Raw genomic sequence first — 20,351 nt, 5'->3', positions numbered from 1 at the left:
ATAAAATAATAAAAGTAATTTTAAAAAAATACTTCCCTATTATAAGCAGATCTTTATCATTTAATCTGCTTATAATAGGGAGGCATATCATTCCTAAATAAATATTCAGTTCTTTCTAATATATTTACGTTTTTTCATTTAAGCTCTAAAGGCATCCATTATATCATCCACATGATCCAATGCATCAATTAACTCTGGTAATATTTCGTAAATATCTCCAACTATACCATAGTCTGCAATTTTAAATATAGGAGCATCCGGATTTTTATTTATAGCTACAATACAGTCGGATTCCTGCATACCTGCTAAATGCTGAATAGCTCCGGAAATTCCACATGCTATATAGAGTTTCGGTCTCACGGTTTTCCCTGTCTGACCTACTTGATGAGCTTGCTCAATCCAACCCGCATCTACCGTCGCACGGCTTGCTCCCACTTCGGCTCCAAGTTTCTTAGCCAACTTTTCTATAAGTTTAAATCCTTCGGGAGTCCCCAATCCTCTTCCTCCTGATACTATTATAGGAGCCTCTTCCAATGGTACTTCCGCTTTGCTGCTTTTAACAAATTCTATAACCTTAGCTTTAATATCTTCTTCTTTTAGATAGGGATGGATCTTTTCAACGATTCCCTTATGGTTTTCATTGTATTTTGCTTTTTCCATAACTCCAGGTCTAACGGTTGACATTTGAGGTCTGTAATTAGGACACACAATTGTCGCCATAAGATTTCCCCCGAAAGCCGGACGAGTCATCATAAGTCTCCTATTCTCCAAGTCGACATTAAGCCTTGTACAGTCAGCAGTAAGACCTGTATGAATTCTTGCAGATAATCTTGGCCCTAAATCTCTTCCTATATTAGTGGCACCTATTAAAAATATCTCCGGTTTTCTTTCTTCTACCAGTTCATAAATAACTTTACTATAAGCATCTGTTGTATAAGTACTTAACAAATCATCTTCGACATACAATACCTTATCAGCACCATATTTAATTAATTTTTCCGCTATATCGTCTATATTCTTTCCAAGAAGTACTGCAGTCAATTCAGTATTTAATTCATCAGATATTTTTCTTCCTTCGCCTAATAGTTCAATTGCAACATTAAGAAGATTTCCATCTCTTTGTTCTGCGAAGGTCCAAACTCCCCTGTATTCATCTACATTTACAACAGCATTTTTATCTGCCATGATTAACCCTCCTTCTATTAAATGATATTCTTCTCTTTCAATCTAACTATTAAGGCTCTGACCGAATCCTTAGTTGAACCCTCTAAGATTTCTCCTACGGACTTTCTTTTGTCTGGAGTAAAGGATTTATTAACCTGAGTCGGAGAAGCTTTAAGTCCTACGTCTTCTTGTGTCAATCCCACATCTTTTCCACTCCATACTTTAACTTTTTCTTCTTTATAAGCTTTATATATGCCCTTTATAGATGGATACCTTGGAGCATTTAATTCCTTTATTGCCGTAAGCAATACAGGCATATCGGATTCTACTACAAAATATCCATTTTCTAACGCTCTTCTTGCTCTTACTTTTCCGTCCAATATCTCAAGTTTTTCCACATAAGTAATCTGAGGAATTCCTAAATGCTCGGCAATTTGAGGTCCAACTTGAGCAGTATCCCCATCTATTGCCTGCCTTCCACAGAATATAATATCAAAATCTCCTATAGTTTTAATGCCCGCAGCAACTGCCGTCGAAGTAGCCCAGGTATCTGAACCTGCAAATATTCTATCACTTAAAAGTATTCCTTCATCTGCTCCCATGGCTACTGCTTCTTTTAACGCGACATCTGCCTGAGGTGGTCCCATGCTTAATACAGTTACCTTTGTATCCGGAAATTGATCTTTTATTTTTAATGATTCCTCCAATGCATTCCTATCATCAGGATTTATAATACTTGGCACCCCTTCTCTGATTAGAGTCCCTTTTACAGGATCAATTCTTACTTCATTTGTATCGGGCACTTGCTTTAAACATACTATAATATTCATGATTTCATCCTCCTTCTATTACTTTAATAAGTTAGCCGCAATAACCATTTGTTGTACTTGAGAAGTACCCTCATATATTTCAGTAATTTTAGCATCTCTCATCATTCTTTCTAAAGGATAATCCTTAGTATATCCGTAACCGCCATGTAACTGAACACATTTAGTTGTTACATTCATAGCTGTAGTTGCTGCAAATAATTTAGCTATAGCTGCTTCCTTATTATAAGGGAGTCCATTTGCTTTATTAAAAGCTGCCCTATAGACCAACAGCCTCGATGCTTCTATTGCCGTTTCAATATCTGCTATTATCCATTGAAGTCCTTGAAACTTAGACAAGGGTCTTCCAAATTGTTCTCTTTCTTTAACATATTTAACTGTTTCATCTAATGCTCCTTGAGCAATACCAAGAGCCTGAGCAGCGATACCTATTCTGCCTCCATCTAATGTAGACATAGCAATTCCAAACCCTTTTCCTTCTTTTCCAAGTAAATTTTCCTTTGGTACTATACAATCTTGAAAAATAAGTTCGGCAGTAGAAGAACCTCTGATACCCATTTTATCTTCAATTTTACCAATACTAAATCCTGGAAAATCTTTTTCCACTATAAAGGAACTTATTCCTCTTGTCCCTTGAGATTTATCAGTCATTGCAAATATTATATAAACGTCCGCTTGTCCGCCATTAGTTATAAATATTTTAGAACCGTTGACTATATAATTATCTCCATCCAGCACAGCCGTCGTCTGTTGTCCTGCTGCATCAGTACCAGCTCCGGGTTCGGTCAGACCAAAGGCTCCCAGCTTTTCTCCTTTTACTAATGGAACTAAGTATTTTTGTTTTTGCTCTTCTGTACCATATTTATATATTGGCCAACAACCTAATGATGTATGGGCTGAAAGTATAACCCCTGTAGTCGCACACACCCTCGAAATTTCTTCGACTGCTATTGCATAAGCAATTTCATCTCCGCCGGCTCCTCCATATTGTTCTGGAAAAGGTATCCCTAACATATTATACTTAGCCATTTTTTCCACAGTTTCTCTCGGGAATCTTTCCGTCTCATCAATCTCTGCCGCAAGAGGCTTAACTTCATTTTCTGCAAATTCTTTCATTACATTTCTTACCATTTCTTGCTCTTTAGTCAAAGTAAAATCCATATTATTTTCCCTCCTTATATTATCAAGTCATATTATAATTTATTTATAAATTAACTGCTATAGTGTTTGTGAAAATTTTATCTTTTATTTTTACCTTCTTAAACCATTTTTCTGTCTATTATCTCCTTAAATGTCAAAATTGCAAAAAATAATAAACTACTATATATAGTTACTATTTAAAATGCCTAAATTAATGAGAATTTCCGCCTAAATTTCTTTTCAAAAAATATGAAAGTATAAACAAACTTTCATTCAAATGAACATTTTCTACAACAATATTTTCCGGTACTTTCAAATCTGCAGGTGCAAAATTCCAGATTCCTCTCAATCCACTCTTTGCATAGGTATTTGCAATATCCTGTGCATTCTCCTTAGGAGTAGTTATTATACCTATTTCCACATTATTTTCCTTGATAAAATTCTCCATCAGATCTACATCTCTTATTTCAATATCTCTTATTTTTAAACCTATAATTTTAGGGTTTTTATCAAATAATGATAATACCTTAAACCCAGCATCCTCAAATCCTCTATAGTTTGCCACTGCCTGGCCTAAATTTCCGGCTCCCGCTATTACTGCGTTATAAACTTTATCCAACCCTAATATTTTTCCGAGTTCCCTATAAAGTTCACTAACATTGTATCCATAGCCTTGTTGCCCAAATCCGCCAAAATTATTTAAATCCTGTCTAATTTGGGATGCTGTAAAACCTGTTAAAGTACTTAATTCTTGAGATGATATTCTTGCAATTCCTTTATTTAATAATTCACCTAAATATCTATAATATTTTGGAAGTCTTCTAATTACCGTAATTGATACTTTATTACCCATACAGATCCCTCTCTTATAATTCTTTTTATACCAATTTATAAATATTATAGCATCTTGTTATTTATATGTCAAACTTCTAATCCTCATTCCATCAAAAATCCTTGCAACACGCGGGGACGGTTCTTTTGTGCTGCAGCACAAAAGAACCGTCCCCGCGTGTTATGCATATTTTGTTTATATAATAGAAATAATAATTTTAAAATATACGATTATGAAAGGAGTATTTAAATGGCAAATAATGAACAATTGCAAAAAGTTGCACTCTATTGTGATGAATATAGACAAAATGAAAATCCTTCCTTTCAGTCTTCTGTCGATGCTTTTGGAGGAGAGATTAAAAGCTGTAAAAATTGTGCTCATTTTACTTCAGATGAAAAATGCGATATTGATTTAGTTGATAAAGTACTTTCCAGTATGGCAATGGAATTAGACCTCAAATAGCCCTGTTTATGGGCTGTTTTTTTTTGATAAAATAATATATAGTAATAAGGTAGGAGGAATTCATATGATAGTATTATCCTGTAAAGATATACAAAAAACTTATGGTATTAAAAAAGTCCTTGAAAATATCACATTTACAGTAGAAGACGGAGAAAAAATAGGAATAGTCGGGCTTAATGGTTCCGGTAAATCTACTCTTTTTAATATATTGTCCGGTGAAACTTCCAAAGATATAGGAGATATATATATTCAGAAGGGTTTAAGAATAGGATATTTAAAACAAAATATAAATATTAATAGCAATAAAACATTATTTGATGAATGCAGCAGTGTATTTGAAGATTTAATTCAGACAGAAAAAAAATTAAGAATGATGGAAGAAGAAATAAGTAATAATAGCCAAAATAAGGAGTCAAATTATCTTCATAAATTAATGGAAGAATATTCTTTTTTGTTGGAAGAATTCTCAAATCACAATGGCTATGGCTTTAAAAATGAAATCCGAAGAGTTTTAGACGGGCTGGGATTTTCCCATGAAGATATGGATAAAGAGGTCAATAAATTAAGCGGAGGACAAAAGGCAAGGCTTTCCCTTGCTAAACTTCTCCTTGAAAAACCTGATATTTTATTATTAGATGAACCGACCAATCATTTGGATATAGAAGCGATAGATTGGTTGGAAAAATTTCTAAAGGAATATAAAGGCGCTGCTCTCATCATATCTCATGATAGATATTTTCTTGATAATGTGATAGATAAAATATTTCTTCTTGAAAACTTAAAGATAGATATTTATAAGGGTAATTATACGGAATTTATGAAAAAAAGAATTAAGGATTTAGAACTGCTTAAAAAGAATTATGAAGATCAGAAAAAGGAAATAGAAAGGCAGGAAGAAATTATACGGAGATTTATGAGTTATGGAGGAAAAAGATATATAAGGCAGGCTCAAAGCAGACAAAAAATATTAGAGAAAATTAAAAAAATGCCTAAACCCAAAACAGATGCAAAAAAAGCAAGGATTACTTTTGTGCCGAAGATAATTAGCGGAAGAGAAGTGCTAAAAGTAGAGAATTTAAAAAAATCTTTTAGCGAAAATGTTATCTTTGAAAATATAAACTTTAATGTTTACAGAGGAGAAAAGGTAGGCCTTATCGGTCCCAACGGAGTCGGGAAAACCACCTTATTTAAAACAATCCTTGGAGAAATTCCCCACGACGAAGGAGAAATCATTCTTGGACATCATGTAAATATCGGTTATTTTGATCAAGAACAACAAAAATTAAATACAGAAAAAAGTATAATAGATGAAATATGGGATGAACATCCGGATTTAGATCATTGGCAGATAAGAACTCTCTTAGGTCAATTCTTATTTATAGGGGACGATATTTTTAAAGAAATCAACGAATTAAGCGGGGGAGAAAGAAGCAGATTGGCAATATTAAAACTTATGTTATCTAAATCCAACTTCTTGATGATGGACGAGCCTACAAATCATTTGGATATTGATTCAAAGGAAGTTTTGGAAGAAGCATTAATAAATTATGAAGGAACTTTGTTTGTTATATCCCATGACAGATATTTTCTAAATAAAACCGTCAACAAAATATTGCAATTATCCGAAAAAGGCATTGCCGAATATTTAGGAAACTTTGATTACTATATTCAAAAGAAAAAAGAAAAAAACACTGATGAGGACAAATATAATATTATCAACAAAACACAAATTAAAATCCAAAGGAAAAAAGAAAGAGGAAAAAAAGAAAGAGAAAGAGAAAAAAAGTGTCAGCTCCTGCAAATTGAAGAGATGATTAGCAATGAGGAAGAAAAAATCAATCTAATAGATCAAGAGATGTGTAAAGTTGAAATATATGAAAACCCCAACAAAATTGTAGAATTAACTAAAGCAAGAGAAGCTGCAAAACTAAAATCAGAAAAATTATATGAACAATTGATAAATTTAACAGAGGAATAAAATAAAAATATATTTTCCCCAAATAATCCACAAGTTATTCACATTATCCACAACATTATCCACAATTATTTTTGGTTAAAATAAATATATTTTTATCATTTCCACATTGTCCACAGTAAGTAAAATTTTTTTTGTCAAACTATGTGGAAAAAACGCATTTTTTTGTTGATTATTTATATCCCAATTCCAAATTCGGAACTACGTTCATATCTAAAGGAGACAAATGTCCCTCAATATAATTAAAATATGCAGCAGATCCTATCATTGCACCATTATCTGTACACAATATTTTAGAAGGATATTTCAATTCTATTCCCTCTTCTTTACATCTTTTTCCCATCAAACTTCTGAGGCCTTCATTAGCTGCCACTCCCCCTGCCATAACTATAGTTGAACTTTTTCTTTCCTTTGCTAATCTTATGGATTTTTTCACAAGGACTTCAATTACAGCTTGCTGAAAACTTGCGGCCACATCTTCAATTACTATTTCTTCCTCAAGTTGCTCTTTATGGTGTAAATAATTAATTACCGCTGTTTTTAATCCGCTAAAACTAAAGTCATAAGTTTTATCATCTAAATAAACTCTCGGAAAATCACAAGCGGCTTTATCTCCTTTCATTGCAAGTTTATCTATTAAAGGTCCTCCCGGATAATCAAGACCCAATGCTCTCGCCACTTTGTCGAACGCTTCTCCGGCAGCATCATCTCTTGTTCTTCCTACTATTTCATATTCCGTATAAGAATCAGCCTGAGCCAAATAAGTGTGCCCTCCCGAGACTACCAAACAAGTAAAAGGAGGCTCTAAATCTTTATGTTCTATATAGTTAGCACATATATGCCCTTCTATATGATTAACACCTATGAAAGGTTTGTCCAACGCATATGCTATTGCTTTTGCACTCGATATGCCCACAAGCAATGCTCCTACAAGACCCGGACCTTTAGTCACTCCAACTAAATCCACATCTTCAAAACCGATTCTGGCTTCATTTAACGCTTCTTCTACAATAATATCTATATTTTCAATATGTTTTCTTGATGCAATCTCCGGTACTACTCCCCCAAAAGGTCTATGAATTTCTATCTGGGATGATATGATATTGGAAAGAACTTCCCTACCATTTTTAACAACTGCACATGACGTTTCGTCACATGACGTTTCTATGGATAATGTAATAATATCTTTTGTCATTTCTTCACCTCTAATTAATCTTCTATGCTTTTCCACATTATTATCGCATCTTCATTATTATCTGAATAATATCTGGAACGAATGCCATAACCTTTAAATCCGTATTTTTTATATAAATTTTGCGCTATATTATTAGATTTTCTCACTTCCAAAGTTATTGATCTTATATTTCTGTCTGCACATATTTTTATAATACCTTCTACTATTTTATTCCCTATTCCCAATCCTCTGTAATCCTTAGCAACGGCTATATTTGTCACATGTCCTTCATCTATTATAAGCCATATTCCTCCATACCCTACTGTTTTTCCATCTAATTCAGCTACTATATACTTTGCAAGCATATTCTTTGTAACTTCCAAAACAAAAGAATCTCTTGACCAAGGAACAGAAAAAGACTCTTTTTCTATTTTCAGTACACTGTCTATATCCTTCTCTTCCATATTTCTAACCTTTATATCCATATCATTCAATACCCTCTTTTAATAAGATCCATTTGAGCCTGAGCTTCTCTTAAATATTTAGGAACTAAACTATAACAATCAACCGCTTTTCCTTCATTTATTTTAACCATTGCCAATTCTCCTATTCCGGAAGCTCTCGGCATATTCAAATTTATTGGAGAAAAAATTGCTCTCTCCTTAAGTATATTCATTATTTTTTCTTTATATTTTAAAGCACCATCTCCATTAAAAACTATTTTTTCAAAACCTATATCAAGATTTCTTAAAAAATCATCAATATCTATAATTGTTTCATTTCCCATACTTAAAAGTTTACCCTTTTCCCAACCATATATACCTGTATATACCCTGTTTCTTCTTCCATCTATCATCGGAATAATTATCTTTGCATAGGGAACATTAAAGGCCAAGCCTTCTAAAGTGGATACTCCTATTACTTTTTTTTTCGTCACATGAGCAAAGCCCTTAATAGTTGCAATTCCTATTCTAATCCCGGTAAAGGAACCTGGTCCTACCGCACCTGCAAAAAAATCTATATCCTTAATATTTAAATTCAAACCATCCATCATTTCTTTAATCATAGGAATAAGATTTTCAGAATGGGTTACTTGCTGATTTAAAGAAAACTCTCCCAATACTTTTTCTTCATCTAATATAGCACAAGTAGCTACTACAGTGGATGTATCAATAGATAATATTTTCAATTCTTTTCAGCTCCTCTTCCATTTCAATATACCTTTTCCCTTTCCCGTTAATAAATATTTTTCTTTCATTATCATTTATTCCTACATCCATATATATATCAAGCCTTTCTTTAGGGAGCATATCTACTATATTATTTCCCCATTCTATTATGGTGACTCCATCGGAATAAAAATATTCTTCATATCCAAGATCAAACATTTCTTCAGGACTTTTAAGCCTGTATACATCAAAATGGTATAATCGAAGTCTTCCATTATACTCATTAATTAAATTAAAAGTAGGACTTGTAATATACTCTGATACTCCAAGACCTTTACCTATACTTTTAGTTAAAGTTGTTTTTCCTGTCCCCAAGTCTCCGGAAAGATTTATAAAATCTCCCTTTTTAAGTATCTTACCTAATTTTAACCCTAATTTTTCTGTATCCTTCAAATCATGTGATATATATTTAATCATAATACCAGCCTTTCTACTATAATAAACCATAATAATTATAACATTAACTATTTTTTTAAGCTATATAAAAAAAATAATAGAGATAGTTTTAATATCTCCATTATTTTCTAAGCCACCTATTTATGAAGTATCGGCGACACTCGTTTATACAAGAGTACAGTTATAAGTGTAACTACAGCCCCTTTGAATAAATTAAAGGGAACTATAGAATATGCAATAAGAGATTTAAAATCGGTTATGTTGCTATTTAATGCGGTGCCCATAGATACAATACTATCTAAATTCATTCCATATAATTTAGCATAGAAAGGTATCATCACATAATAATTTGCTATGGACATAAAAACAGTCATAGCTATTGTCCCCAAAATCATGCCTATTATTGCATTCTTTCTACTTTTATTTTTAACATATACGATTCCGGATATATAAACAAATATACTCCCTACCATAAAATTTGCAATTTCTCCTACCATCATGCTGTTACTTCCTCTGATAGCAATAAATAGGACATTCTTCATAAATTCTATCAGGATTCCTGCCACAGGACCCAGAGCAAAGGCTCCCAACAAAGCAGGAATTTCACTTAGATCCATTTTCAAAAATCCAGGCGCAAACCACAAGGGGAATTCCGCTATCATTAACAAAAAAGAAATCGCCGATAGTATCCCGACTTTTACTAAAACCTTCGTATTGATTTTTTGTTTTTTAATCTCCATAATTAAATTCCTCCATAGATTTATATTTCTTCAGGAATTTAAAAAACCCTGAAGATAAATCCTCAGGGTAAATAAATCTAATTAAAATATTAGATAAAATTGATCTTCTTCCATCCAGACTCTAACTGTCGGCCTCGGACTTTCACCAAGTCAGCCAAAAAATTTCGGCGCGTGGGCTGTAACCACCGGTAAGGACTCACACCTTGCCCTGAAGACTAATATCCAATTCAAGAAACATTATATATCCAATTATAATCAGTGTCAATATCAAACATTCAATATTCTTATATAATTAACATCCGGATCTTCCGTTCCCTGTACATAAAGTCCGGCATCTTTCATATCCTCTACATAGTCTATAATATCAGGTGTTATCACTTCTCCTGGGCAAAGTACCGGTATCCCAGGAGGATAAGCCATTAAGAATTCCCCGCTTATACAGCCTATACTTTCACGTAATGGCAGCGGAGTCTTATCTCCCATAAAAGCTTCTCTCGGAGCAACTATCTGTTTAGGAATGTCTGGTATATCCAGCATTCTTCTGTTCTCCTTAGGTAAATCCTTGTATTCATCGCTAATTTCTTTTAAAGCGGAAATCAATGCATCAAAACCTTCCTTTGAATCCCCAAAACTTCCTACAGCCAAGGCGTTGAACAAATTTGAAAGCTCCAGTTGAATATGGTATTTTTCCGCTAATATTCTTTCCAATTTATTCCCGGTTATCCCCATTTCTCTACAAGAAATAGTAAGTTTTGTCGGATCAAGAGCATAAACTCCCTTCTTTTTAAGTATTTCATCTCCAAAACAATAAAGTCCCGGAATTTTGTTTATTTCCCTTCGTGCATATTCTGCTAAATCTATAGCCCTATCCAAAAGTTCTTTGCCCTTAGTTGCAATTTGCATCCTTGCCACATCCAAAGAAGCCATAAGTATATATGAAGGACTTGTAGTTTGCAGAAGGTTCATAACTTGTTGAACCTTATTCACATCAACCCTTTTTTCCATGACTTGAAGTAGAGAACTTTGGGTTAAAGAACCTATTATCTTATGAGTACTTTGAGCACTCATATCTGCACCTGCCGATATTGCAGACATCGGCAATCTATTATTAAAGCCTAAATGTGCTCCGTGAGCTTCATCTACTATTAAAGGTATATCATAAGAATGGACTATGTCTGCTATCCTTTTAATATCAGCTGCTACCCCATAATAGGTGGGATTTATAATCAATACTGCCTTAGCATCCGGATTATTCTTTAAAGCTTCCTCAACAGTTTCAGGAGTAACCCCTAAAGCTAATCCGACTTTTCTATCAACTTCCGGTTTAATATAAATGGGTACAGCACCACTCAAGATTATCCCTGCCGTTACTGATTTATGGACGTTTCTTGGTATTATAATCTTATCTCCATGGGACACTACACTTAAAATCATAGCCTGTATTGCACCTGAAGTACCATTAATCGAAAAAAATGCTCTGTCTGCGCCATATGCATCGGCTGCAAGCTCTTGAGCTTTTTTTATAGGCCCTTCGGGGTGATGAAGACTATCAACCAATTTAAATACAGTAACATCAATAGACAATACATTGTTCCCCACAAAATTTTTAAACTTATTATCCATTCCCATTCCTTTTTTATGTCCGGGTACATGAAATGGAATTGTCTTATTATTTACATATTCCATAAGGGCATCAAATAAAGGAGTTTGAGTTTGATCTAATTTATACACCTTGATAAACACCTTCTTTCAACTATTTTCAGATAAAAAGCCTGAAACTTCGTTGCATTAGTTTCAGGCTTTTGCAAAGCGATTCAAGCTTTTTTATTCATTCAAATAAACAATTTTATTATAGTAGATATAATTACAAAATACAATAATAAATTATATTTTTTTTTAATTATTTAAAATCCAGCTTTTATTAATTTTTCCAATTTAATATTTCTTTATTCAGCAATATATTAATTGTTGATTGTTAATATACTTTCAGCCTTTAATCTTATACACTGTAAGTAGTACAAACATAATATTCTATGAAATGTTACAAATATTATGTTCGTTATGTTCATTATTTTTATTGGTTTTTAAACATTTTCTGATAATTTCGGCTAATTCTTCCGTAGTAAAAGGCCTACGCAGAATAAAATCCACCGTTCTCAAATATTTTTCATTTATTATTTCAGAATTTTCCATTAATAATACAAATGGAATGTCGGGAAATTTTTCTTTAATTTCTTCTGAAATCTCTAAAGGATTTAAATTAGATAAATTAAAATTACATATTACCAGTTCATACTTATTTTCTGATAATTCTTTTAATATTAAGTTTTTGTCGATTTCAATCTTTCCATTTATATTAAGTATAGATAAATATTTTAACAATTCTCTCCCTATAATATCGGAATCCTCTATTATCAAAACTTTTGTGTTCCCTTTATAGAAAGCATTACTTTCAGCTAACATTTGGCCTGCTTCCTGTGTGAAGGTTATAGTAAACCTACTTCCATTCCCTAATTTACTTTCAACTTTAATTGTAGCATCGTGTTCTTCTAATATTTGTTTTGATATATTCAATCCCAATCCATTTCCCTTATCTCCTTTTGTAGTAAAATAAGGTTCGAATATTCTGCCCAATGTTAATTTATCCATTCCAACTCCCGTATCTTCTACTCTTAGACATGTGTTACCTCCACTGTTATAGGTGCTTACCGTAACTACTCCTTCTTCCTCTATGGAATCTATAGAATTGAGAAGAAGATTTAAAACCACCTGCCTTATTTCATGTTCATTACAATATACTAAATTGTCCGAATTTAACCTTGATTTTATCACTATTTTTTTAGATTTAATCCTATACCTTGCCATGGATATACTGGTTTCAACTATATTATTTATATTGTAAAAACCTTTTCTGTTATCCGTAATACCTCTTATATAGCTTTGTACTTTATTTAGTATTGCTTTTCCGTCTAATGAAGTTTTATATATAGTATTAAAATACTCATTCAAACCTTCCTTCGGACTCTTTAACATACATATCTGAGACACGCCGATAATTGTAGAGAGTAAATTATTAAAATCATGAATTATTCCCTGAAAAAGTTGCCCCATATTTTTTAAATTTTCTACTTTTTTCAATTCCTTTATATTTTGTTCCTCATAGTTTTGTTTTATAAACAAATTTTCTAAAGCATTTTTAATTAGTTCAGAATAATTATAAACTTTTAAATCATTACGCCCATCTATTATAAAATAATCGCTTAAAGATATTAAGTTAATAAAAATCCTTTCAGAAAGATCATCTACTATATATTTAACCAATGCCATTACTCTTTCTTTATTAATTATTGTTTTTAATATATTCAGAATATTATAAGTTTCTTCTTCCGATATCTTGAAGGCACAATATCTGTCTTGCATCATATAAACAATTATTTTTTCAAAGTTAGATTTTTTTAAGGCTTTTACTTTATTGCTATAAAACTTTTCAATCATTTCCATATTTACAGTCTTATTACATAATAATTGATCCTCAAGACATAAAAAAATTAGCTGCCCTTTTTTCTCATACAATTCCGAATTAATTTCCCAATATCTTTCAAAATATTCTTTATCGGGTTTTTTATTTGTCTTATTATAAACATATATAAGGGCCCCACCACTTTTTAAATATTTTTCTATAAAATTTCCGAAAGGAGCACAATACCCATTAGCAAGGTTGGAACTCATTATCCCACAAAGTATTCCTTCCTCATACTGAAGTTCTCTTAAACCATACATAATCCCACCCCTTTTCTTTATTATGGTTTTATATATACTTATACTTAAAAAATTCTACTTCTTTCTAAATTTCTAAATCATTACAGACCATTTCACTTTAATAACCGAAATTTGCCATTTCCCACTTCACTGTTAAAATATCCTCTATCATTGTTTCTACTTGTTAACTCCCCATCTCCTTTCCAATATATAATTTATGTCAAATCTCAAATAGTATTTTCTTTAACAATGATAGATGTACTCATCCCCCTGTTCCCTGAATTATTTTAAAAGTGAACTATTCCCATTTTACAGGAAATTTACACTAAGGTATATTATGTTCCCTATGGGTTATAAAAGACGGGAGAACTCTTGCTAAAAAGTTAAATATTCTGTTTTCACTTTCCAAGTAAGTTCTCCCTATACTTTATAATCTTAATTACTCTTTCTGACCGTTTTTTAATGTTTTAAATAATTAAGTTCTTTATATAATTTTTCACCACATCAATTAACATTTCCGTTCTTTACTCCATTTTGAATTTTAAGAGTATCTGAGCCAAGTCCTCACTCATGGACTTAAGGTTTTCCACAGATTCCTTAATTGAATGAAGATATGCTTCTTGTTCTTCCGTACTTGCCAAAACAGTTTCCGTTCCTGCAGAAGTTTCTTCAGCAATTTTGCTTACTTCTCTAATTGATGAATTTACATTCTCAATTCCTTCGGAAAGTTTTTCCAATATCTTCTTAAAATTCTCCACTGTAACAGTAACATACTCCGTTCCTTTCATAATTGATTCAAAGGTAGAGGAAGTTCTCTTTATAATTTTGTTTCCTTTTTCTACTTCCGTTACTCCATCCACCATAGACTTAATTACATTGTCAGTTTCATATTGTATTTTATTTGTCACATTTACTATATTCTTTGACGCTTTATCCGTTTCTTCCGAAAGTTTTCTAACTTCTTCAGCCACAACTGTAAACCCCTTTCCGGCTTCTCCTGCCCTTGCGGCTTCTATTGCTGCATTCAAAGCAAGTAAGTTGGTTTGCTTCGAAATATTATTTATAAGTGATACAGTGTTATTGATATCATTGGTATATTCTTTTAAAACATTCATTTTTTGGGCAGAGTCAACTACTTTTTGGGATATTGAGTTCATGGAAGTTATAGTCTCCTGGACATCCGAAGAACCTTTCTTAGCATTTCCGTAGGCATTATTTGAACTATTCAATATATATGAAAAGTTCTTTTCAATATCCTTTACTATTGAAGATATTTCTAAAAACTCCTTTGTAGTGTTATCTACTTTCTTAATCTGATCTTCCGTACCTTTTGATACTTCCTCTATAACCCCTGTTATTTCCGATGCTGCGGATATAACCATATCCGCATTTTCTAAAAGCTCATTGGATGATGTTTTCACATTCTGAGAAGTATCCATAGCACTTAATACTACGTCATATAAGGAATCTACCATCGCATTAAATGATCTTTCAAGCTGTCCGATTTCGTTTTCGGAATCCACCTTAACTTTTTCTCTTAGATCCCCTTCTCCTATTTTGCCTGCCACCACTGCAAGTTTTTCTACTGGATCGGAAAGTTTTTTTGCCTCATAGGCGGATATCGCTATTACTATAAATAATATTATTATAGTTGAATAAATCGTACCTTTGAACCCGCTCATAACAATTCCGTTTATTTCTTCCTTGTCTTGTTCCAATATAATTCCCCAGCCTGTTGAAGAAATTTTTGTAAAACATCCCAGAACCTCTTTTCCCTTTTCATTTAAATAAAAATCATTATTTTTATTTTTTTCGTTTAAAACATCTATTGCTCCTTGAAGTTTATGACTTATTCCGTTATATCTCTCTATAACTTTTTCTTTATAATCTGGATGAGCTATGATTGTTCCTTTACTGTCTACTATATATGTAATTCCCGTTTCTCCGATTTTCTGCTTTTGAACTATGTCCGTAAGTCCTTTAAGATTTATATTAGCTATTATAATTCCGTCTTGGACATTTACTGAATTTTTTAAAGGTGATACTAAAGATACTACCGGAACTTTACCTTCAAGATAAGAATCAGTAACACACCTTTTCCCATTTTTAGCCGTATCAAACCATGATTCACCTTTTATATTTTTAACCTTGTCTACTCCTAATGTAGACATTATTGGGTTTCCGTCCATATCATAAATATGAATACTAAGTATATTTTCCGTTCTTTTTATTATAGAATTAAGTTTTATTTCCCCCTCTGTTTTATCCATACTAATGAAGTCATTTGTTTCTGCACTGCTCTCGATTACATTAAAAGTATTTTCTATAAAACTATCAATCTGATCTGACAAGGAAGATACAAGTCTGACATTAGAATCTTTTATATTTTCTATAACATTATTACTTATAAAATAATAGCTTAAAATTGCATTCATAATTACCGGTACTATTGTAAATATTAAAAACAAAAATACAATCTGATTTTTTATACTTTTTTTCCTTAAATTTTTAAATTTTTTTCCCATTCCTCCAGCCAGTTTAATATTATTATTTTTATGATTTGTTTTTATCTTTTTTGTTTCTTCTTTCCTCCTCATCCTTATTTTCAAAAATCATCACTCCCTTTTCAAAAAATCACGTATGATTAAATATTCTACAAATTTTATATAATTCCTCTAAATAAATTTATTTAAAGCCTATATTCGGTAAATTATTTTATATTAAAAAGTACTCTCACCGCAGATTATATGCAGTTCAAGTACTTAATATATTCTTTGAAATATTTTATTTAATGACTTTCATTTTCAAATACTCATTCATAAAAAAATCCAAATCTCCATCCATTACTCTGCTTGCATCTCCCACTTCTGCATTTGTTCTGTGATCCTTTACAAGAGTATATGGATGAAATATATAAGATCTTATTTGAGAACCCCAGGCTATTTGAGTATATTTCCCCTGTAAATCCTCAATTTTTTCTTTCTGTTCTTCCTTTGCCAATTGAGTAAGTTTGGCCTTTAACATTTTCATAGCGGTTAATCTATTGCTATGTTGAGACCTCTCATTTTGACACTGAACTGTAATTCCAGTAGGTATATGGGTGATCCTAACGGCAGAATCCGTTGTATTTACATATTGACCTCCTGCTCCGCTGGATCTATAGGTATCAATTTTTAAATCATCAGGATTTATATCTATGGAAATACTTTCATCTATATCGGGAAAAACATCTACGCTGGCAAAAGAAGTATGCCTTCTTCCTGATGAATCAAAGGGAGAAATCCTTACAAGCCTGTGAACTCCTTTTTCTGATTTCAAATATCCGTAAACATTAAAACCTCTCACCATCAAAGTAACACTTTTTATTCCTCCTTCTGTATCCGGAAGAATATCAAGTATATCTACCTTAAATTCCTTTCTTTCTGCCCATCTTTTATACATCCTCAAAAGCATCTCAGCCCAATCCTGAGCTTCCAATCCTCCTGCCCCCGGATGTATAGACATAATAGCATCATTTTTATCAAATTCACCATTGAAGAAAGTTGAAAGCTTCAGGTCCTCTATTCCTTTTTCCGATGTTTTCAAAAATTCTTCTGCTTCCTTTATCAGACTTTCATCCTCTTCCTCATTATAGAGCTCCAGCAATACTGAAATATCTTCCAATCCTTTTTTTAACTTTTCATATTCCTCTATTTTGTTTTTAATGTTTTTTAATTCTTGAAGTATTCTCTGAGCCTTATCGGTGTCTTCCCAAAAATTTCCACCGTAAGTTTTACTTTGAAGCTCCTTTTCTTTATTTTTTAAATTTTCCAAGTCAAAGAGAAACACTCAGTTCTTTTAAAGTCTTTGTTAATTTATCTAATTTTTCTACGTATAAATAAATATCTTCCATTAAATCACTCCTTCAATTATTCGTTTCTTCCACAACATTTTTTATACTTCTTGCCACTGCCGCAGGGACATGGATCATTTCTTCCGATTTTCTTCCCTTTTACTATGGTCTTTCCTTTTTTATCTCCTCCGTCAATATTAGTCGAAGTAGCTTTCGCTATTCTCTTCCTCTCCATCTTGTCGGGAGATTCAATATGGAATAAAAATTTAACAGTATCCTCCTGAATATTCTTAGTCATTTCTTCAAACATATCAAATCCCTCTGTCTGATATGCCATTACAGGATCCTGCTGACCATAAGCTCTAAGACCTATCCCCTGTTTTAATTGATCCATGGCGTCTATATGATCCATCCATCTTCTGTCCACTACTTGAAGGAGAATTATTCTTTCAATTTCTCTGAATCTTTCCTCTCCTATTTCTTTTTCCTTCTTATTATATAATTCCTCAGCGGTATTATATAGTTTTTCAACGAACTTTTCCTTATCCAATTCTAAAGTTTCCGATTCATCAGCTATCTTTAGAGGAAATATAGTTTCAAGGTAATTTTTCATACCTTCCAAATTCCAATCCTTTGCCAATTTATTCCCATCGGAATACATATCTACAGAACTTTCTATTATAGTTTTAATCATAGATAAGATATAACTTTTAAGATTTTCTCCATACAAAACCTTTCTTCTTTCTCCATACATCACTTCTCTTTGTTTATTCATAACATCATCATATTGAAGAACATGCTTTCTTATTCCAAAATTGTTTCCTTCCACTTTCTTCTGAGCATTTTCTATGGACTTTGTAAGAATTTTGTGTTCAAGAGGTTCATCATCAGGCATATTTAAGCTTTCTACCATGCTTTTTATCCTCTCGCCTCCGAATAGCCTCATAAGATCATCTTCAAGAGAAATATAAAATCTTGATGAACCTGGGTCCCCTTGCCTTCCTGAACGACCTCTCAACTGATTATCAATTCTTCTTGACTCATGTCTTTCCGTTCCTATAATATGAAGCCCTCCGACTTTAACTACCTCCTGATGTTCCTTATCCGTTTGTTCTTTATATTTCTTCAAAATATCATTATATGCCTTCTTAGCTTCTATTATTTCTGGATCATCCGTTTCCGCAAAGCTGTCAACCAAGGATATAACGTGATCGCTGTACCCCTTCTTTTTCATCTCGATTTTCGAAAGATATTCAGGATTACCGCCTAAAACAATATCAGTACCACGCCCTGCCATATTTGTTGCAATAGTAACCGAATTCAATCTTCCTGCTTGAGATACTATTTCCGCTTCTTTTTCATGATATTTAGCATTTAATACTTGATGAGGAATTCTTTCCTTAGCCAACATTTTGCTAAGGCGCTCACTCTTCTCTATTGATATGGTTCCCACCAGCACAGGTTGACCTTTGGAATGTCTTTCTTCTATATCTTTTACTACAGCATTAAATTTAGCCTCTTCAGTTTTATATATAACATCATGAAGATCTTCTCTTATAACAGGCATATTAGTAGGTATCTCCACTACATCAATATTATATATTTCTCTAAATTCGTCCTCTTCGGTTTTAGCGGTACCTGTCATACCTGCAAGTTTTTTATACATTCTAAAATAATTCTGAAATGTAATGGTGGCAAGAGTTTTTGACTCGCTTTTTACTTCCAGTTTTTCTTTTGCTTCAATTGCTTGGTGAAGGCCATCGCTATATCTTCTCCCATACATAAGCCTTCCTGTAAACTCATCTACGATTATAACTTCTCCGTCTTTAACTACATAGTCGATATCCCTCTTCATTAAATATTTTGCCTTTAAAGCCTGATTTATATGATGAGCAATTTCCATATTTTCAACATCCGCTAAATTTTCCAGCCCGAAGAAATTTTCAGCTTTTTTAGTTCCCTTTTCCGTCAGATTTACTGTCCTTGATTTTTCATCTACAACATAGTCTACTGTCTCTTCCTTTATCTCTCTCTCAAAGATATCCGTTCTGCCCTCATCAGGACTTATTATCCTGCCTTCAAGGAGACCGACAAAATTATCCGCTACATAATACAATTTCGTGGATTTATCTCCAGTTCCCGAAATAATCAACGGTGTTCTTGCTTCATCTATAAGTATGCTGTCCACTTCATCCACTATAGAATAATTTAGTCCTCTTTGAACCATCTCTTCTTTATATATGACCATGTTATCTCTTAAATAATCAAACCCAAATTCATTGTTGGTTCCGTAAGTAATATCACAATTATAAGCATTTCTTCTTTCTTTATTGTCCATATCATGGAGAATACATCCCACAGAAAGTCCTAAAAATTCATAAACCTTTCCCATCCACTGTCTGTCTCTTTTTGCCAAATAATCATTTACTGTCACGATATGAACCCCTTCACCGGTCAACCCATTTAAATAAGCAGGAAGAGTGGCAACAAGAGTTTTTCCTTCACCGGTTTTCATCTCAGCTATTCTACCTTGATGAAGAATAATTCCTCCATACAGCTGTACTCTAAAATGTTTCAATCCAAGAACTCTCTTAGAAGCTTCCCTTACTACAGCAAAAGCTTCAGGTAACAAACTATCAATACTTTCTCCCTTTTTATATCTATCTTTAAATTCTTCTGTTTTCCCTTTAAGTTCTCCATCCGAAAGTCTTTCCGTATCTTTATCGAAAGATTCTATTTTGTCTACTATAGGTGTAATCTTTTTCAGTTCCTTGTCGCTATAAAAATTAGCAATTTTTTTAAAAAAACTTGTCATGTTTTT

Annotated in this window: 16 protein-coding genes and 1 riboswitch; of the genes, 2 read left to right on the top strand and 14 right to left on the bottom strand. The window is 32.6% G+C overall.

Annotated features, from left to right (window positions below):
- Positions 1–138: 138 nt before the first annotated feature.
- From PP176A_RS06500 to PP176A_RS06485, 4 genes are all read right to left on the bottom strand, one after another.
- Entirely contained in the window at positions 139–1,185 is a 1,047-nt protein-coding gene (locus tag PP176A_RS06500) for an electron transfer flavoprotein subunit alpha/FixB family protein (protein ID WP_071139655.1), read from the bottom strand.
- Positions 1,186–1,202: 17 nt separating this feature from the next.
- Positions 1,203–1,994, bottom strand: a complete 792-nt coding sequence (locus PP176A_RS06495) for an electron transfer flavoprotein subunit beta/FixA family protein (RefSeq protein WP_071139654.1) — start codon at positions 1,992–1,994, stop codon at positions 1,203–1,205.
- Between the two features lie 18 nt (positions 1,995–2,012).
- Positions 2,013–3,152: an acyl-CoA dehydrogenase gene (locus tag PP176A_RS06490; RefSeq protein WP_071139653.1), complete on the bottom strand. Its 1,140-nt coding sequence runs from the start codon at positions 3,150–3,152 to the stop codon at positions 2,013–2,015.
- A 190-nt stretch (positions 3,153–3,342) separates the two neighbouring features.
- Positions 3,343–3,984, bottom strand: coding sequence for a redox-sensing transcriptional repressor Rex (locus PP176A_RS06485; RefSeq protein ID WP_071139652.1), 642 nt, complete (start codon positions 3,982–3,984; stop codon positions 3,343–3,345).
- Between the two features lie 228 nt (positions 3,985–4,212).
- On the opposite strand from PP176A_RS06485, the gene PP176A_RS06480 reads away from it, so the two are divergent.
- Together PP176A_RS06480 and PP176A_RS06475 are read left to right on the top strand one after the other, a co-directional pair.
- A complete protein-coding gene (locus PP176A_RS06480; protein ID WP_071139651.1) occupies positions 4,213–4,425 on the top strand; it encodes a hypothetical protein in 213 nt (70 codons plus the stop codon).
- Between the two features lie 64 nt (positions 4,426–4,489).
- Entirely contained in the window at positions 4,490–6,403 is a 1,914-nt protein-coding gene (locus PP176A_RS06475; RefSeq protein WP_071139650.1) for an ABC-F family ATP-binding cassette domain-containing protein, read from the top strand.
- 169 nt (positions 6,404–6,572) lie between these two features.
- Here the strand turns inward: PP176A_RS06475 and tsaD are convergent, their stop codons facing one another.
- The 10 genes from tsaD to secA form a co-directional block, all read right to left on the bottom strand.
- Positions 6,573–7,595: a tRNA (adenosine(37)-N6)-threonylcarbamoyltransferase complex transferase subunit TsaD gene (gene tsaD / locus PP176A_RS06470; RefSeq protein ID WP_071139649.1), complete on the bottom strand. Its 1,023-nt coding sequence runs from the start codon at positions 7,593–7,595 to the stop codon at positions 6,573–6,575.
- Positions 7,596–7,609: 14 nt separating this feature from the next.
- Positions 7,610–8,059 (bottom strand): ribosomal protein S18-alanine N-acetyltransferase, encoded by a 450-nt coding sequence (rimI, locus tag PP176A_RS16390; RefSeq protein ID WP_071139765.1) that lies wholly within the window; start codon positions 8,057–8,059, stop codon positions 7,610–7,612.
- A gap of 5 nt (positions 8,060–8,064) precedes the next feature.
- Positions 8,065–8,763: a tRNA (adenosine(37)-N6)-threonylcarbamoyltransferase complex dimerization subunit type 1 TsaB gene (tsaB, locus tag PP176A_RS06460; protein ID WP_071139648.1), complete on the bottom strand. Its 699-nt coding sequence runs from the start codon at positions 8,761–8,763 to the stop codon at positions 8,065–8,067.
- Positions 8,744–9,220, bottom strand: coding sequence for a tRNA (adenosine(37)-N6)-threonylcarbamoyltransferase complex ATPase subunit type 1 TsaE (gene tsaE, locus PP176A_RS06455; protein ID WP_071139647.1), 477 nt, complete (start codon positions 9,218–9,220; stop codon positions 8,744–8,746). The genes tsaB and tsaE overlap by 20 nt, the downstream gene beginning before the upstream one ends.
- Positions 9,221–9,336: 116 nt before the next feature.
- Positions 9,337–9,939: an ECF transporter S component gene (locus PP176A_RS06450; protein ID WP_071139646.1), complete on the bottom strand. Its 603-nt coding sequence runs from the start codon at positions 9,937–9,939 to the stop codon at positions 9,337–9,339.
- A gap of 98 nt (positions 9,940–10,037) precedes the next feature.
- Positions 10,038–10,159, bottom strand: a riboswitch (FMN riboswitch).
- Positions 10,160–10,206: 47 nt separating this feature from the next.
- A complete protein-coding gene (locus PP176A_RS06445) occupies positions 10,207–11,670 on the bottom strand; it encodes an aminotransferase class I/II-fold pyridoxal phosphate-dependent enzyme (protein WP_071139645.1) in 1,464 nt (487 codons plus the stop codon).
- 300 nt (positions 11,671–11,970) lie between these two features.
- Positions 11,971–13,719, bottom strand: a complete 1,749-nt coding sequence (locus PP176A_RS06440) for an ATP-binding response regulator (RefSeq protein ID WP_071139644.1) — start codon at positions 13,717–13,719, stop codon at positions 11,971–11,973.
- A 503-nt stretch (positions 13,720–14,222) separates the two neighbouring features.
- The gene (locus PP176A_RS06435; protein WP_071139643.1) at positions 14,223–16,307 is read right to left on the bottom strand and encodes a methyl-accepting chemotaxis protein; all 2,085 of its coding nucleotides are present in this window, start codon (positions 16,305–16,307) and stop codon (positions 14,223–14,225) included.
- Between the two features lie 175 nt (positions 16,308–16,482).
- A protein-coding gene (prfB, locus tag PP176A_RS06430) for a peptide chain release factor 2 (RefSeq protein WP_200796063.1) occupies positions 16,483–17,590 on the bottom strand; the annotation gives its coding sequence in 2 pieces (ribosomal slippage) (positions 16,483–17,514 and positions 17,516–17,590; 1,107 coding nt in all).
- Positions 17,591–17,606: 16 nt separating this feature from the next.
- On the bottom strand, positions 17,607–20,345 hold the full coding sequence (secA, locus tag PP176A_RS06425) for a preprotein translocase subunit SecA (protein ID WP_071139642.1): 2,739 nt from the start codon (positions 20,343–20,345) through the stop codon (positions 17,607–17,609).
- Between the last annotated feature and the right edge of the window lie 6 nt (positions 20,346–20,351).

The organism is Sporanaerobacter sp. PP17-6a, assembly GCF_900095615.1.
GTDB classification, from domain to species: Bacteria; Bacillota; Clostridia; order Tissierellales; family Acidilutibacteraceae; genus Acidilutibacter; species Acidilutibacter cellobiosedens.
The sequence above is the reverse complement of the archived record's forward strand: the minus strand, read 5'-3'. Positions and strand labels throughout refer to the sequence as shown.

What these genes read in the sequence shown, in the direction of transcription:
- PP176A_RS06500 (WP_071139655.1), bottom strand. Translation starts at nt 1,185, where the DNA reads ATGGCAGATAAAAATGCTGTTGTAAATGTAGATGAATACAGGGGAGTT.
- PP176A_RS06495 (WP_071139654.1), bottom strand. Translation starts at nt 1,994, where the DNA reads ATGAATATTATAGTATGTTTAAAGCAAGTGCCCGATACAAATGAAGTA.
- PP176A_RS06490 (WP_071139653.1), bottom strand. Translation starts at nt 3,152, where the DNA reads ATGGATTTTACTTTGACTAAAGAGCAAGAAATGGTAAGAAATGTAATG.
- PP176A_RS06485 (WP_071139652.1), bottom strand. Translation starts at nt 3,984, where the DNA reads ATGGGTAATAAAGTATCAATTACGGTAATTAGAAGACTTCCAAAATAT.
- PP176A_RS06480 (WP_071139651.1), top strand. Translation starts at nt 4,213, where the DNA reads ATGGCAAATAATGAACAATTGCAAAAAGTTGCACTCTATTGTGATGAA.
- PP176A_RS06475 (WP_071139650.1), top strand. Translation starts at nt 4,490, where the DNA reads ATGATAGTATTATCCTGTAAAGATATACAAAAAACTTATGGTATTAAA.
- tsaD (WP_071139649.1), bottom strand. Translation starts at nt 7,595, where the DNA reads ATGACAAAAGATATTATTACATTATCCATAGAAACGTCATGTGACGAA.
- rimI (WP_071139765.1), bottom strand. Translation starts at nt 8,059, where the DNA reads ATGGATATAAAGGTTAGAAATATGGAAGAGAAGGATATAGACAGTGTA.
- tsaE (WP_071139647.1), bottom strand. Translation starts at nt 9,220, where the DNA reads ATGATTAAATATATATCACATGATTTGAAGGATACAGAAAAATTAGGG.
- PP176A_RS06450 (WP_071139646.1), bottom strand. Translation starts at nt 9,939, where the DNA reads ATGGAGATTAAAAAACAAAAAATCAATACGAAGGTTTTAGTAAAAGTC.
- PP176A_RS06440 (WP_071139644.1), bottom strand. Translation starts at nt 13,719, where the DNA reads ATGTATGGTTTAAGAGAACTTCAGTATGAGGAAGGAATACTTTGTGGG.
- secA (WP_071139642.1), bottom strand. Translation starts at nt 20,345, where the DNA reads ATGACAAGTTTTTTTAAAAAAATTGCTAATTTTTATAGCGACAAGGAA.